Annotated in this window: 11 protein-coding genes; 7 read left to right on the top strand and 4 right to left on the bottom strand. The window is 61.9% G+C overall.

From position 1 onward, the window contains the following. Positions 1 to 2,139: a di-heme-cytochrome C peroxidase gene (locus IG627_RS01695; RefSeq protein ID WP_193189389.1), complete on the top strand. Its 2,139-nt coding sequence runs from the start codon at positions 1 to 3 to the stop codon at positions 2,137 to 2,139. After that, positions 2,136 to 3,401: a catalase family protein gene (locus IG627_RS01690; protein ID WP_193189388.1), complete on the top strand. Its 1,266-nt coding sequence runs from the start codon at positions 2,136 to 2,138 to the stop codon at positions 3,399 to 3,401. The genes IG627_RS01695 and IG627_RS01690 overlap by 4 nt, the downstream gene beginning before the upstream one ends. Positions 3,402 to 3,424: 23 nt before the next feature. On the opposite strand, the gene ybaL is transcribed toward IG627_RS01690, so the two are convergent. Together ybaL and IG627_RS01680 are read right to left on the bottom strand one after the other, a co-directional pair. Beyond that, positions 3,425 to 5,173: a YbaL family putative K(+) efflux transporter gene (ybaL, locus tag IG627_RS01685; RefSeq protein ID WP_377482859.1), complete on the bottom strand. Its 1,749-nt coding sequence runs from the start codon at positions 5,171 to 5,173 to the stop codon at positions 3,425 to 3,427. A gap of 86 nt (positions 5,174 to 5,259) precedes the next feature. Continuing rightward, positions 5,260 to 5,868: a MarC family protein gene (locus tag IG627_RS01680; RefSeq protein WP_193189387.1), complete on the bottom strand. Its 609-nt coding sequence runs from the start codon at positions 5,866 to 5,868 to the stop codon at positions 5,260 to 5,262. Positions 5,869 to 6,042: 174 nt separating this feature from the next. Between IG627_RS01680 and aceK the strand changes: the two genes are divergently transcribed. Then, the gene (aceK, locus tag IG627_RS01675; protein ID WP_193189386.1) at positions 6,043 to 7,794 is read left to right on the top strand and encodes a bifunctional isocitrate dehydrogenase kinase/phosphatase; all 1,752 of its coding nucleotides are present in this window, start codon (positions 6,043 to 6,045) and stop codon (positions 7,792 to 7,794) included. A 12-nt stretch (positions 7,795 to 7,806) separates the two neighbouring features. Beyond that, positions 7,807 to 8,340, top strand: a complete 534-nt coding sequence (locus IG627_RS01670) for a hypothetical protein (protein ID WP_193189385.1) — start codon at positions 7,807 to 7,809, stop codon at positions 8,338 to 8,340. 65 nt (positions 8,341 to 8,405) lie between these two features. Here the strand turns inward: IG627_RS01670 and ppk1 are convergent, their stop codons facing one another. Beyond that, positions 8,406 to 10,460 carry a polyphosphate kinase 1 gene (ppk1, locus tag IG627_RS01665; protein ID WP_193189384.1) on the bottom strand — a complete coding sequence of 685 codons (2,055 nt, stop codon included), beginning with the start codon at positions 10,458 to 10,460 and terminating at the stop codon, positions 8,406 to 8,408. A gap of 121 nt (positions 10,461 to 10,581) precedes the next feature. On the opposite strand from ppk1, the gene IG627_RS01660 reads away from it, so the two are divergent. The 3 genes from IG627_RS01660 (at position 10,582) to IG627_RS01650 (ending at position 14,211) form a co-directional block, all read left to right on the top strand. Further along, the gene (locus IG627_RS01660; protein WP_319024466.1) at positions 10,582 to 12,048 is read left to right on the top strand and encodes a Ppx/GppA phosphatase family protein; all 1,467 of its coding nucleotides are present in this window, start codon (positions 10,582 to 10,584) and stop codon (positions 12,046 to 12,048) included. Positions 12,049 to 12,212: 164 nt separating this feature from the next. Further along, positions 12,213 to 13,679 carry a protein adenylyltransferase SelO gene (locus IG627_RS01655; RefSeq protein WP_193189382.1) on the top strand — a complete coding sequence of 489 codons (1,467 nt, stop codon included), beginning with the start codon at positions 12,213 to 12,215 and terminating at the stop codon, positions 13,677 to 13,679. Positions 13,680 to 13,794: 115 nt separating this feature from the next. Beyond that, entirely contained in the window at positions 13,795 to 14,211 is a 417-nt protein-coding gene (locus IG627_RS01650; RefSeq protein WP_193189381.1) for a DUF2147 domain-containing protein, read from the top strand. A gap of 135 nt (positions 14,212 to 14,346) precedes the next feature. On the opposite strand, the gene IG627_RS01645 is transcribed toward IG627_RS01650, so the two are convergent. Beyond that, the gene (locus IG627_RS01645; protein ID WP_193189448.1) at positions 14,347 to 15,834 is read right to left on the bottom strand and encodes a DHA2 family efflux MFS transporter permease subunit; all 1,488 of its coding nucleotides are present in this window, start codon (positions 15,832 to 15,834) and stop codon (positions 14,347 to 14,349) included. Between the last annotated feature and the right edge of the window lie 17 nt (positions 15,835 to 15,851).

The raw sequence follows: 15,851 nt of genomic DNA, 5'->3' as shown, positions 1-15,851 counted from the left end.
ATGCGTATCGCATACAGAGTGCTGGCGCCGCTCGGAAGTGCCGCCAGCAGAACAATACATTTTCTGAAATCAGCCGCTCTCACCCTGTGGCACTGGATTGAGGGACTCGTCCGCGCCGCTGCCAATCTGTGGCGCGCGCTGGGACCGCGCTGGCTGCGGGTCTGTATAGCGCTGGCCGCCGTTGTGCTGGTCGCGCACGCCAAACTGGCCGCCTTCCTGAAGCCCAACCTCACCCAGGAGACCGTCTACCGCGTCCAGTACCTGAACGGTGGCTGGAGCGATAGGGAACGCCAGAGCTATTACTACACGCCCCAGGGTACCGAATTGCTGGGCATCGAGTACGACTGGTTCCAGAACCTGGAGCTGCCCCTCTCCCAGGAGCTTCTGGCCAGCGAGCGCAATATGCGCGGCTGGGGCTTCGTCGTCGATCCCAACCAGCGCCCCAGCCCGCTGAACCCGGGCAACCTGCCCGTCGGCCTGACCCGCCATATAGACCCGGCCAGTGGCCGCGCACGCCTGGATATCGGCTGCGCGGCCTGCCACACCGGTGAACTCCACTACCAGGGCACGGCGCTGCGGGTGGACGGCGGCCAGGCGATGCAGAGCATTCCCAACGCCAAGCGCGGCGAGTTCATCACCACCCTGGGTGCCTCGGTGTTCGAAACCCTGCTGAACCCGGCCAAGTGGAACCGGTTCGCCACGCGCCTGGTGGGCGACGACGGGGCCAGGCGCGAGGCGCTGAGAACGGAGTTCTGGCAGTTTGCGCAACGGCTCAAGCACTTTTCCGAGACCGCCGGCGCCCCCAAATACTACCCGGTGGAAGAGGGCCGCGGCCGCACCGATGCCATTGGCCGCATCGCCAATGTGGTGTTCGGCTACGACCTGAAGCAGCCCGAGAATTACAGACCCGCCGATGCCCCGGCCAGCTACCCGTTCATCTGGGATATCTGGCGCTTCGACTGGGTGCAGTACACCGGCTTCACCAACCAGGCCATGACCCGCAATGTGGGCGAGAGCCTGGGTGTACTGGCGCCGATCAAGCTGGTCGACGACGACGGTGAGGTAATCAGCGGCAGCGAATTCGGCGAGACCACGGTGGACCTGGACGGCATGCACTGTGTGGAGGGCCTGCTGAGGAAACTGCAGCCGCCCAAGTGGCCGGAAGATGTGTTGGGTGAAATCGATGTCGCCCGGGCCAGGGCCGGCAAGGCACTGTTTACCGACCAGTGCGCCTTCTGCCACGGCCCCCACGTCTCCGAGCCCTACGATTGGCAGCTTGCCGACGGTCCCGACGCCAGGCTGCCGGGACAGCTGGCGCTGAACTGGCAGTGGGATATGGCCGGTGAAGTGACTCGCAGGGACGGCCTCGCCTATCGCGCCGACTGGCGCGAAACCATGTGGGCCCTGCCCTGGATAGCTACCGATGTTGTCGGCACCGACCCGAAGCTGGCCGACAATTTCGTCGACAACCGCTACGACATCAGCAAGCTGTTCCCCGGTGAGCAGCCGGTCAATGCCGGCTACGGCCTGCAGCTGCTGCTGAACGACCTGGTACCGAAGCTCTACCGGCAGTGGGATATCGATGACGCGCAGCAGGTGGCCGACTTCGACGGCCTGAATGTGCCCTTTCGTATAGAGAACAAACGCGCCTACAAGTCGCGGCCGCTGCACGGCGTCTGGGCCACACCGCCCTTCCTGCACAACGGCTCTGTGCCGACGATTTACGACCTGCTTTCGCCGCTGCGCGCCCGGCCGAAAACTTTCTACGCCGGCAATCGCGAATTCGACCCGAACAAGCTCGGCTATGTCACCGGGCAGTCCCCCGGCAGCTTCCTGATGGACACCAGTATCGACGGCAACCGCAACAGCGGCCACCTGTTCACCGATGTGGATATGCCCGGCCGCATCGGCAAACTGCTCAGCGAGGAGGAGCGCTACGCGATCATCGAATACCTGAAGGTGATGGGTAACCCGGAATTCGACAGCGCCCTCGGCGGGGATCCGATGAACTGGGCCAGCTACAGCCCTGCACCGGCCCGCGACTCGACCCAGCAGGCCTGCAAGAGCGTCCACTTCAGCCTCGGTATCGACACGGGTAGCGAAACCGGCCAACTGCTCGCACAGGAGACAGCGCAATGATCCGCCGACTGATCCCCCACGCTCTGCGCCCCCTGGCCGCAGGCCTGTTTATCTGCGCCGCATCCGCCCAGGCGAACAGCCCCAGCGAGCTGAGCGAACTGGAAAAAATTGCACTGGATATGGAAATGTCCGCCCAGGAAATGGCGGCGATCGAGCGCGCCATGGAATTCGGCCGCGAGATTTCCCGCAAGGCGGAAAAAATCAACGGCCCGCCCTTCAGGCGCGACGCCCACGCCAAGGCGACCGGCTGCCTGCGCGCGACCTTTTCGGTCAACGGCGATATCCCGGCGCACTTCCGCCACAGTGTCCTGTCGCAACCGGGGCGCGAATACCAATCCTGGATCCGCTTTTCCAACGGCGATATGACCGTGCAGCCGGATGCGAAAGCGGACGCGCGAGGCATGGCCATCAAACTGCTGGATGTCGACGGTGTGAAAATCGCCCCGGAGCTCACCGGCCCGGCGACACAGGATTTCATCATGACCAATACGCCGGCGTTCTTTAACCGCAATATTTACGATTACGTCGACAATATGAGCCACCTGGCCGAGCTCGACAGGACCGGCTGGTTCATCAACCTGTGGCCGCCGCGTTTCCACCCCGAGCTGTTTTACCGCGCGGTGCAGACGGTGTCGTCCAAAATCGATACGCCGCTGCAGCCGCAGTACTACTCGATGCTGCCCTACCAGCTCGGCGACACCCAGCTGAAGTTTTCCGCCCGTCCCTGCCCGGGCATGAACTTCGAACTGGATATCGACGAGTCGGATGGAGATTACCTGACCGAGGCCATGGCGGAGCAACTGGCCGAGGGCGGCGCCTGTTTTGATTTCATGCTGCAGGAGCGGGTGGCCGACGCCGATATGCCGATCGACGACGCCGCGGTGATCTGGTCGGAGGAGGCATCGCCTTTCGTGCCGGTGGCCAGAGTCAACATTCCGCCGCAGACCTTCGACGGCGAGGCGCAACAGGCGTTCTGCGAAAACCTGTCCATGAATCCCTGGCACGGTGTGGACGACTGGCGCCCCCTGGGCAGCCTGAACCGGGCCCGCCGCCTGGTGTATCACGCGGTGTCACAGTTCCGGCACCGGGAGAATGACGCCAGGGAACTCGAGCCGGACAGCTGGTGCCTGGAGGGCGGCGACGACTGCGACCTGTCCGGAATTTTCCACAGCACCAAACCCACCTGGCCACTGCCGCGCTGTTTTGACCCGCAGTACCAGCCGGCCGACGGCTCCGAGCCGCCGCCGGCCTGCTGGGAATAGTGATTCGAAAGGCAGCTACGCCTTCAAGCGGTCCGCTCGCCCGGCTCGTCCTCCCAGAAGCGCTCCAGGACGCGCCGGGTCATGCTCATGGCCAGCTCGTGCTCCCCCATAAGCACGTTGCCGACCTTGTCTTTTCGCAACAGCGCCGCTTCCTCATCACTGTGCGCACGCACCACCGTTTCAATATCAGGTTTCAGCATGCGGGCGATTTCCACCATTTTCCTTGCACGTATCACATCCGGGATGGCCACGACCAGAATACGTGCCCGCGCCACATGGGCCTGAATCAGCACTTCCGGCTCCGCCGCATCTCCAGAGACTGCGGGAATACCGCTGCGACGGAGTTGCTCGACTATCTCCCTGTTCTGCTCGGCCACAACCAGCGAGATCCCGTACTCCTCCAGCTGGCGGCCGATACGCGAACCCACTCGTCCATAGCCAACCAACAGCGCATGGCCGGTCAGTGTTCGCGCATCCACCGTTTCCGGCAGCTCCGCGAGGGGGTCCGCGGGTCTTTCCATGGCCCGGGCCAGGCGGGAACGGGAGCGTATCCATCGCTGCAGCGGCTCCACCGCGTTGAACAGCAACGGGTTGATGGCAATGGAAAAGAGGGCCCCGGCAAGTATCAGATTCTGCCCCTCCACGGATAGCAACCCCAGGGACGCTCCCAGACCGGCGAGAATAAAGGAGAATTCTCCAATCTGCGCCAGGCTGGCGGATACGGTAAGTGCGGTATTGAGCGGATAACGGAACAGTAACACCAGCGCAAATGCGGCCAGGGTTTTCCCCAGCACAATGATCGCGAGTACCGCCAGCACCCGCAATGGTTCCTCGACCAGCATTCTCGGATCAAACAGCATCCCCACGGAGACAAAGAACAACACCGCGAAGGCGTCGCGCAGGGGCAGCGACTCGTCGGCAGCGCGATGACTGAGAGAAGACTCCCGCAATACACTGCCCGCGAAGAAGGCGCCCAGGGCGAAGGAAACACCGAACACTTCCGCAGCGCTGAAGGCAATGCCCATTGCAGTGGCTATTACGCAAAGGGAAAACAGCTCCCGTGAGCCTGTGCGTGCAATTTTCCACAGAAACCACGGAAAAAGCCTGCGCCCCACTACAAGCATCAGCGCAACGAATATCGCCACCTTGCCCAGGGTCGACAGCACCGTTGCCAACAGGTCGCCTTCCGCCACGTCGCCGCCATTGCCCCCCAGCCAGCCCGCCAGTGGCGGCAGTACCACCAGCGCCAGCACCATGACAATGTCTTCCACCACCAGCCAGCCCACGGCAATGCGACCGTTGATGGAATCGAGCAGGCCGCGTGCTTCCAGGCCGCGCAGTAGGACCACAGTGCTCGCCACGGACAGCGACAGGCCGAATACCACGGATGCCCCCAGGGACCAGCCCCAATAACCCGCCACTGACGCGCCCAGCGCGGTAGCCACGGCAATTTGTGCCAGGGCGCCAACAATGGCGATGCGGCGCACGGACATAAGATCGGCCATGGAAAAATGCAGCCCCACTCCAAACATCAGCAGTATCACGCCTATCTCGGCCAATTGCTGGGAGAGTTCAATATCCGCGACAAATCCCGGTGTGGCCGGCCCGATCAGCACACCGGCCACCAGATAGCCGACCAGCGCCGGCAATCGCAGGCGCACGGCAACAAAACCGAGAAGCAGTGCCAGCCCCAGGGCCGCCGAGATGGTGGTAATCAGGGTGATATCGTGATGCAAGTTGCGCTTTCCCTCTATCAGGCTCAGAGAGCTCACTATTCTATCTTCTTCGGAAGCGGAGGCGGCAAATCACCACCACGGGTCGATTGGTCAGGGAAAGCCGGTAATGGTGGGGCGTGCAGCTAAACGGAGAAAAACTGCTGTATCCCCAGCAGCACATTGGTGGTAGCCACCGAGGCCAGGATCAGTCCCATCACCCGGCTGACGATGCTGGCGCCGGCGTTGCCGATCCAGCGGAAGATCCAGTTGGCGGTCAACAGTATCAGCAGCACGATGCCCAATACCGCCAGCATGGCGGTGGCGGTCTTGACCTGGTGTATCGGATCGAAGCGGTAGTTGTCGGTCAGCACCACCGCTGCCAGCATGGCGCCGGGGGAGGCGATGGAGGGCACCGCCAGCGGGAAAATCGCTGTCTCATGCCCCTCCTGTACTATCTCCATCTCCTGTTCCGGTTTGCCCTCACCAAAGATCATTGTCAGCGCGAACAGGAAGAGCACTACGCCGCCAGCCACCTGGAAGGCCGACAGGGGCACACCGATGGTCTCCAGCAGGTACTGGCCGGCGAGCAGGAAGAACATCAGTATGCCGGCGGCCACCAGCACTGCCAGTATCGCTATCTTGCGTTTCTGCCACTCGGCGTGCTGGGCGGTGACGGCGATAAACACCGGCAGCGTGCCCACCGGGTCTATCACCGCAAAGAAAAAGACAAAACTGCTGATCCAATCGCTCAAGGGTTGCTCCGGGGCGGCGTGCTACTATCGGCTTAATCTCTGTCGTAGGAGCGGTGGGGCGGCCATCCGCCCATGGCCGCGATCGATCTGTGCTGCGTAGCGATGCCGATCGCGGCCATGGGCCGCTCCTACGGAGGACAATTAAATCCGTATTGCAATACCAAAGTCTAGTGCATGACCACTCACTCACCGACAGCGCGCCGCATCGCCAAAACCATCCTCAACGGATTCGATGCCTATTTTGCCGACTACCAGAACATCACCCTCGGCGCCAAGGCGCGTTTTGAGACAGCCGCCTGGCAGGGCGTGCACCTGGCCAACAAGGAGCGCATCGACCTCTACAAGACCAAGGTCAACCAGGTACTCAAGCTGGTGCACTCGGTCACCAGCAAGGACACCAGTATGCTGGAGCTGTGGCGCGATGCCCGCGCCACCTATGCCCAGCTGATTGCCAACCACAGCAATTACGAAATCGCCGAGACCTTCTTCAACTCGGTCTTCTGCAGCCAGTTCCAGCACGGTCATATTCACGACAGCAATATCTTCGTCAAACCCTCGCGCACCCCGGATGACAAACCTCTCAGGGATTACAGCATCTATATCAGCTACAGCGGGCGCGACGGCCTCGAATATATGCTCGAGGACATACTCAACGACTACGGCTTCTCAGTGCCCTGGGAAAACCAGCAGCGGGATATCGAGAATATCTGCCGCGCCCTGCGCGCCGCGCCGCTGGCGGGGCTGGAAAATGAGAAGCAGCTGCGCGTGGATATGCTGGAATCGGTGTTTTACCGCAACAAGGCAGCCTATCTGGTGGGGCGCATGATGTTCGGCGGCGAGGTGATACCGCTGATACTGCCCTGCCTGAACAATGGCCGCGGTGGCATCTTCGTGGACACGGTGCTATACAGCAACGACTCCGCCAGTATCATTTTCAGTTTTACCCGTTCCTATTTTATGGTCGACGCGCCGATTCCGTCGCGCTTCGTGCGTTTCCTGTCCACGATAATGCCGCTCAAGGAGAGATCCGAGCTGTACAACTCCATCGGCTTCCACAAGCACGGCAAGACGGAGTTCTACCGCCATATCCTCGCCCACATGAAAGTGAGCAATGACAAATTCATCATAGCGCCGGGTATCAAGGGCATGGTGATGAGCGTCTTCACCCTGCCCTCCTACCCGGTGGTGTTCAAGGTGATCAAGGACCGGTTCGACCGGCCGAAAACCGTCACCGAGGAAATCGTGCGCGAGAAGTACAAGTTCGTATCCCGCTCCGATCGCGTCGGGCGTATGGCGGATACCCAGGAGTACACCAACTTTATCTTTTACCGCAACCGCTTCAGTGAAGAGCTGCTCGAGGAGCTGCAGGAGCTGGCGCCATCCAAGCTGGAGATGGACGACAAGTGGGTCATCATCAAGCACCTGTATGTGGAGCGGCGCATGGAACCGCTGAATCTCTACCTGCAGGATGCCAGCGACGAGGAAACCCGCGAGGCGATGGAGGAGTACGGCAATGCGATCAAGCAACTGGCGGCGGCGAATATCTTCCCCGGCGATATGCTGCTGAAGAACTTCGGCGTCACCCGCCACGGCCGCGTGGTCTTCTACGATTACGACGAGCTGTGCCCGCTGACCGACTGCAACTTCCGCAGGATTCCCGAGCCCCAGACCGCGGAGCAGGAACTTTCCGACAGGCCCTGGTACACGGTGGCCGAGGCGGATGTCTTCCCGGAGGAATTCCGCCTCTTCTTCTCCGGCAACCCGGTCGCGCGCCGGGCCTTCGAGGACCAGCACAGCGATCTGTACGATTACCGCTACTGGCAGCGGCTGCAGGAGCGCATCCGCGGCGGCCATATCGAGAGCGCCTTCCCCTACCGGCGCAAGTGGCGCTTCAGGCGGCGCTCCTTTGGCACATCAAGGAACTGATTAGCAGCTATAGTGGAAAGAGGTGTCTATTGGCGCGAGGTGTGGATAGTGCGTTTTACTGGCTTGGCGGTGGCAATCGGCACGCTTGCCCTGATTTCCACAAGTGGTTGCGGATACCTCCCCAGTGAGCTGGCGAAGCCGGGGGAGGGCAAAACCCGCGGCCACGCGCGCATCCTCGCCAAGCAGCACACCGTCAGTTGCAAAACACAGGCCCGCGGCTTCCGCCGGGTAAAGTTCGACGACCTCTACACCTTCACCGACGACGCCAGACAGCCGTTTCGCGAGGCCGACAATACGCCGGCGCAATATGACGTCAGCGCCTATGTCTGGGGCTTCGACAACTGCATGACCGGGGGGACCTGCACCGGTGGCGACCACTACTGGCTGATCGGCCGCGGCCCGGGCAGCGATTTCACCACCTGGGTGGTCACCCCTCAGTATCCGCGCATCACCATCCAGTCCACCTGCCGCGACCGGCTCAAGGTCGGCGAGCGCTACCGCTTCTCCTTCAGCCGCGGCAAGCTGGTGGGCTTCAGCCGGCGGTGAGTGGGTAGGGTGCGCCGCGCACACCAGGTCGAACGACGAAGCCCTATTAGTGCGCGCGGCGCAGCCTACGAGGGTTGTGAGTCCCGCCTTTTCAGATAGCGGTAAATCGCATCCTGGGAACGGCATCCCTTTTCGGTGTTGCTGGCGATACGCGTATTGCTCTGCTCGGAATCCAGTACCCGCGCCTTCTGATTGTCACTCCACTGCAACTCCATGATTTTCTTCACCGTCCGCTTGTGCGCCTCGTCCGCAATCGGGAAGGTCACCTCGACGCGGTGATCCAGGTTGCGAGTCATCAGGTCGGCGGACGACATCCACATGGACTCGTCGCCGCCGCTGTGGAAGATATACACCCGCGCATGCTCCAGGTATTTGTCCACCAGGCTGATAACCCGGATATTGTCGGAAAGCCCCGGGGTTTCACACACCAGTGCACACATACTGCGCACAATGATGCGCACCTTCACCCCGGCGGCGCCGGCGCGGTAGAGGCGCTCGATCAGCTCGCCGTCCACCAGGTTGTTGCACTTGAAGAAGAGTTCCGCCTTCTCGCCGGCCTCGGCCGCCTCTATTTCCCGATCGATGGCGCCCAGCAGTGCCGGACGGTTGGTGTAGGGGGACACGGCAATATGCTGGTAGTCGGGCCGCAGGTGGGGGAACTGGATAAACTCGAACACGTCGTAGACATCCCGTCCAAGTTCCTGGTCACTGGTGAGCAGGCTGAAATCGCAGTAGACGCGGGCGGTGCTCTCGTTGAAATTGCCGGTACCCAGGTGACTGTAGAAACGGTCCCCACTCTCCTCTTTGCGCACGATTGAAATCAACTTGCAGTGCACCTTGAGACCCGGCACGCCGTAGATCACCTTGACGCCGGCATCGCGCAGCTCGGCGGACCAGTGAATATTGGCCTGTTCGTCGAAGCGCGCCTGCAACTCCACCACCGCGATTACCTTCTTGTTGTTGCGCACCGCGTTCACCAGCGCCGCCACCACGCGGGAATTCTTCGCCACCCGGTACAGGTTGATGCGGATCTCCCTGACCTCCGGATCTATGGCGGCGGAAATCAGCAGGTTGGTAATCGCGCGAAAGTCGTGATAGGGGTAGTAATACAGCTGGTCACCACCACGCAGCACATCGAAGATGCTCTCGCTGTCGGGCAGCGTCTGCAGCGGGTTCAGTGGCTTGTAACGGTCGCGTGCCGAGTCGGCGGGGAAGCCCATGAAATCCTTGGAGTTGTGGTAGCGACCACCGGGGGTAAAGCTGTCGTAGCGGCCCATCTTCAGCTTTTTCTTCACCAGTTTCAGCAGCCCCTCCGGCATCTCGGCATCGTAGGCCATGCGCACCGGTTCCGCCTGCTTGCGCTTCTTCAGCGACTTGGCCACCCGGTCGACGATGTTCTGGGTGATATGCTCCCCCAATTCCAGTTCTGCATCGCGACTGATCTTGAACATATACGCCTGCGCCCTGGCGATCGGCAGCACGTAGCGGAACACCTCCACAAGGCAGGCGCGGATGATGTTGTCGAGGACTATATAGACCTTTTCGTGCCTGCCCTCCCGGGGCGGTATCACCACGAAGCGCGGCAGCGTATCGGTGGGGATTTCCATCGCCGCGAAGCGCTCGGAACCGTCCGCAAGCTGCAGGTAGATCGCAAAATAAATGCTCGCTTCGTTCAGCAGCGGCATTGTGTCGCGGTCGTCGATAAAAAATGGTTCCAATTCCGGCAACACTTCGCGGTGGAAATAGTCCTCGACGAAAGCCCGCTGTTTGTCGCACAGCTGGGATTCGTTGACCAGGTGGATATCGTGCTTGTCCAGATCCGACAGCACCTTGGTATAGGCGGCGTGGGAGCGGCGCTGCAGGCGCAGTACCTTTTCGTTGATATCCGACAGCAACTCGGCAAAGTGCTCCTTGTTCTTGCCGCCCTTGGCAAAGGTGGCCAGGCGGCGTACGTCGGCCACGCGCACACGGTAAAACTCGTCCAGGTTATTGGAGAAGATGCCGAGGAAGCGCACCCGCTCGATAATGGGTACCGTCTCATCCTCCACCTCCTGCAGGACGCGTTCGTTGAAGGAAAGCCAGCTTAGCTCTTTCGGGTATAGGGGCGTATTATTGGACATGAGTGACTGCTTGTACGTCCTGGGGATCCATTGGGTCGCGGGGCGGCCGGGTGCGATCGACATAAAATAGTAGAGCAGTTTGCTACATTCAGATGACAGTTTTTTGACAAGGAAGCGGATGGTGCCTGACCTAGAACGCTACGCCGCCCTGGACCTGGGCTCCAACAGTTTCCACCTGCTGCTGGCGGAATTCCGCGACCAGCGTATGGTGCGCCTGCACACAGACAGATCCATGGTGCGCCTGGCGGAGGGGCTGGACGAGGAGCGCAATCTCGCCCCGGCCATCGCCGAGCGGGCGCTGGCGGCACTGCATCGCTTTCGTCCGGTGCTGACGGAACTCCCGACGGACCATATCCGCTGCGTCGGCACCAATACGCTGCGCACCGCCGCCAATGCGGACGGCTTCCTCGAGTCCGCCGAATCCATCCTCGGGGTACCCATCGAGATCATCAGCGGTATAGAGGAGGCGCGCCTGATCTACAGCGGCGCCATGGCCGCAGCGGACGGCCCGCCGCGGCTGCGCTGTATCGTCGATATCGGCGGCGGCTCCACCGAGCTGGTGCGCGGGCGCGAGGTGCCGCACCGGTTGCAGAGCCTGTATATGGGCTGCGTGTCCTTCAGCAAGCGCTTCTTTGCTGACGGCATCCTCTCCACCAATACCGTCAACCACTTTGAGCGCGCCCGCCGCGCCGCGCGCGCCGAACTGCAGGAGTTGCAGCACCTGGCGGAAAATGCCGAGGTGGTGGGTTGCTCCGGCACTGTCAAGGCGGTGGCGCGGGTGTTGAACGGCGGCGAGTTGTCGGCGATCAAGCGCGAGGATATCGACAAGCTGGCGGAACAGGTGGCCGGCGCCAGGCATATCGCCGACCTGAAACTGCCCGACCTGGACGAGGAGCGGCACCCGGTATTTGCTGCCGGGCTGGCGATATTGCACGCCATCTTCTGCGAGCTGGATATCCAGAGCATGCAGGTGTCCCCCTACGCGATTCGCGAGGGCATAGTCCACGACCTGGCCGGGCGGTTACACGGCGGCGACAGGCGCGCCGATACGGTCGCGACTTTGATGCACGACGGCAAGGTGGACGCCGCCCAGGCGCGCCGCGTCGGCGACACGGCGCTGGATCTGCTGAACAAGCTGCGCCCCGACACCCCCGCCGACCAGCGACAGCGCCTGCGCTGGGCCGCGCAGCTGCACCAGATTGGCCTGGCGCTCTCCCACAGCAATTTTCGCAAGCTCGGCGCCTATATGGTCGAGCAGTCGGACCTGGCGGGCTTCTCCAAAAACGAGCAGGAACACATTGCCCACCTGGTGCGCAACCAGCGCGGCCGCATCAAACCAAGGCGGGAACACTACGGATTCCGCCCCAATCCCGACCTGCTGCTGTGCCTGCGCCTCGCCTGTATCGTGCACCGCGATCATACCGATCGCGCCGTGAATGACCTGGAACTGAAAGCGCGCGACGACCGCTACCGGCTGCGTATTCCCCAGGAGTGGCTGGAAAAAAATCCCGCCATCGAGGATCTGCTCTACCAGGAGGTGGACCACTGGCAGTCGCAGCCGTTAATGCTGAAACTGGATGCTGTATAAGGCCAAAACATGAAGATCTGGGCGGCGCTGCTGGTGGGTATCCCTTGCGAGACACACCGAGCGTGTCGGCCGTTGAGCCCGGCCGCCAATCACAGATTGGCGTCGTTCGGCTGCGCGCGAAGCGGTGCTTCGCAAACGCTTACCTCACCCTACAATTGTCACTTATGAAACTCAGCGAAGTCACCCTCAGCCACCACTACGCCGATCTGGGCGATGCCTTCGGCACCCGGATAGATCCCACGCCGTTTGAACACCCCGGGCTGATTCACGTGAATCCGGCGGTACTGCAGCTGCTGGGCATAGACGCAGCCGAATCAAAAAATCCGGACTGGGCCCAGCTCGGCTGTGGCAAGAAACTGTTCAAGGGCAGCAGGCCCTTCGCAATGAAATACACCGGCCACCAGTTCGGCGTCTACAACCCGGAGCTGGGCGACGGCCGCGCACTGCTGCTTGGGGAAATCGAAAATGCCGGCAGGCGCTGGGAGCTGCACCTGAAAGGGGCCGGCAAGACTCCCTACTCCCGTTTCGGCGACGGCCGCGCGGTACTGCGCTCGACCATTCGCGAATACCTGGCCGGCGAAGCACTGACCGGGCTCGGCATCAACAGCACCCGCGCCCTGTGTATCGTCGGCAGCGACGAGCCGGTGACGCGGGAACAGATCGAGAGCGGCGCCATGCTGATCCGCGTGGCCGAGACCCATGTGCGCTTCGGTCACTTCGAATACTTTTTTTATACCAAGCAATTGGAAGCACTGCACAAGCTGATCGAATTTGTCTGCCAACGCTTTTTGCCCGAAGTTACCGGGCTTAGCGTCAGCGAGCAGGCCGAGGCGCTGCTGCGCTTCACGACACGAAAAAGCGCCGAGCTGGTGGCCGGCTGGCAATCGGTGGGCTTCGCCCACGGCGTGCTGAACACCGACAATATGTCGATTATCGGCGACACCTTCGACTATGGCCCCTACGGCTTTCTCGACGACTATGAACCGGCCTTTATCTGCAACCACTCGGACCACACGGGCCGCTACGCCTTCGAGCAACAGCCCGGCGTGGTGCTGTGGAACCTGAATGCCCTGGCCCACGCCCTCTCCGCCTTTGTCAGCACCGAGGCGCTGCGCGACTGCCTGGAGGAATTCCAGCCACGCCTGGTCGACGGCTACGCCGCACGCATGCGCCGCAAGCTGGGACTGGAGATGGAGGAGGACGGCGACCAGGCACTCTGCGCGAGTCTGCTGCAACTGCTGGCCGACGGCCAGGCCGACTACACGCTGTTTTTCCGCGCCCTGGCCCACTACCGCGGCGAGCGCCCGGCCGCGGCGCTGCGGGAACTGGTTGCCCCGGCACAACATGGCGCGCTGGAGCAGTGGCTGGATCGCTACGACCAGCGTCTGGCCCACGAGGACAGCGATTCACGCGCGCGCAATCGCGCCATGCTCGGCGCCAACCCCAAGTATGTCCTGCGCAACCACTATGCGCAGAAGGTCATAGACGCCGCCGAGCAGGGCGACCACCGACCGCTGCAGACGATGGTGCTGCTGCTGCAGAACCCCTTTGACGAACATCCCGACCATGAGACCTGGGCCGCGGCACCGCCGGAGTCCGGCAAGCATATGCCGGTCAGCTGTTCCTCCTAGCGGGAAGCGCTAAAACAAAATTCTCACGCCAGAGCTACACTGGAAATAGATTCCTGTCGATCTGCATGACTTGGTGTAAGATCCCGGTCACAGTTCTAACAAAGGGGTAACCGAGATGATGAGAAACCTGCTGATGGCGGCCTGCTGCCTGCTGTTTGCGCTCCAGGCCAGCGCCCAGGATGTGGTGGGCAAGTGGCGCACCGTCGACGACGAGACAGGCCAGCCGAAATCCATCGTCGAGATCTACCAGAAGGGCGGCAAATACTACGGCCGCGTGGTGGACCTGCTGATGAAGCCGGACGACACCATCTGCGACAAGTGCCCCGGCGCGCGCAAGGGCAAGAAGATTGTCGGTATGGACGTGATCACCGGCATGGTGAAGAGCGGCGATATCTACGAGGGCGGCCAGATTCTCGACCCCACCAAGGGCAAGATCTACGACTGCAAGTTCTGGCTCGAGGGCAACCAGTTGAAGGTGCGCGGCTACCTGGGTTTCTTTTACCGCACGCAGACCTGGCACAGGGTGCAGTGAATGATGAATGCGGAACAACACGCGATCTGAGTTTCTGCGGTAGGAGCGGCCCATGGCCGCGATCGGACTTTCAGGCAACGCCCCAGATCGATCGCGGCCATGGGCGAATGGCCGCCCCGCCGCTCCTACAGAAGATTACGCTGTAACTTCCGATTCATTGCCCGGATTCGACAGCAAAAACACCAGCGGCACCGCCGCCAGGTTGATCCACATCAGCAGCTGGAAATCGTTCACATAGGCGATCTCCGCCGCCTGCCGCGACAGTTCCTGAAACACATTCAGTGGCAGTGTCCCCAGCTCCCCGCCCCCCGGCAATGTACCGATCAGATCCGGCGACAGCTGCAGCCGCTCCCCCAACTGCTGCTGGTTGATCCACAGGTTGCGGGTCAGCACTGCCATCACGATGGACACGCCGATACTGCTGCCCAGGTTGCGCGACAGGCTGAACAGCGCCGTGGCCTCGCCGCGCAGGCTGGCCGGCAGGGTCGCGTAGGCGAGTGTCGAGATGGGTACGAATACCAGCCCCAGGCCGAAACCCTGCAGCATGCCGGTCATTACCAGCGCAGACTGGCTTACCTGCAGGTTGAAGCCCGCCATCAAGTGCAGGGACAGGCTCACCAGCAGCATGCCGACAAAGATCAGCTTGCGCCCGTCGACCAGCTGCAGCAACCTGCCCACTAGCATCATCGCCACCATCACCCCAAGGCCCCGCGGCATCAGCACCAGGCCGGTGGTCACCACCGGGTAGCCCTTCCACTGTTGCAGGAAGGAGGGCAACAGGGCCATGGTAGCCAGCAGGATAATGCCCACCACGAAAATGAACACCAGCCCGGATACATAGTTGCGGTCGCGGAACAGCTCCGGGGACAGGAAGGGCGTCCTGGTCGTCAGCGAGTGCACCACAAACAGGTAGAGCCCCAGTACCGAGGCGATCGCATACAGCTGTATCTCCAGGGACTCGAACCAGTGCACCTGCTCGCCGCGGTCCAGCAGCATCTGCAGCGCGCCCACCGCCAGCGCCAGCAGGCCAAAACCCAGCGCGTCGAAGCGCGGCTTTCTGGTCTCGCCCTCGGGCAGGTAGAGATAGATACCGACCAGCGACAGAATGCCGAACGGCAGATTGATATAGAAAACCCAGCGCCAGGAGTAATACTCGGTCAGCCAGCCGCCCAGGGTCGGCCCCAGGATGGGCCCGATCATCACCCCCACGCCCCAGAGGCTCATGGCCGAGGCGTGCTTTTCTTTCGGGTAGGTATCCAACAGTGTGGCCTGGGACAGGGGCACCAGCGCGGCGCCGAACACGCCCTGCATCAGGCGCCAGAAGATCATCTCGTTGAGGCTTGCGGCCTGGCCGCACAGCATCGAGGTGATGGTAAAGCCGGCCACCGACCAGAGAAACAATTTGCGGCGGCCGATACGCTGGGACAGGTAGCCCACCGGCAATGTCATGATCGCCGCGGCGACAATATAGGAGGTCAGCACCCAGGTGATCTGGTCGCTGCCGGCACCGAGGCTGCCCTGCATATGGGGCAGGGCCACATTGGCGATGGTGGTGTCCAGCACCTGGATAATCGTGGCCAGCATGATACTGGCCGTGATCATCTTGCGGCGCCCTTCAGTCATGGCGACAGCGGTCATGC

The sequence above is a fragment of the Microbulbifer taiwanensis genome (assembly GCF_014904815.1).
Classification (GTDB): domain Bacteria; phylum Pseudomonadota; class Gammaproteobacteria; order Pseudomonadales; family Cellvibrionaceae; genus Microbulbifer; species Microbulbifer taiwanensis.
Note: the sequence above shows the minus strand (reverse complement) of the source record. Positions and strands in the feature narration are given on the sequence as shown.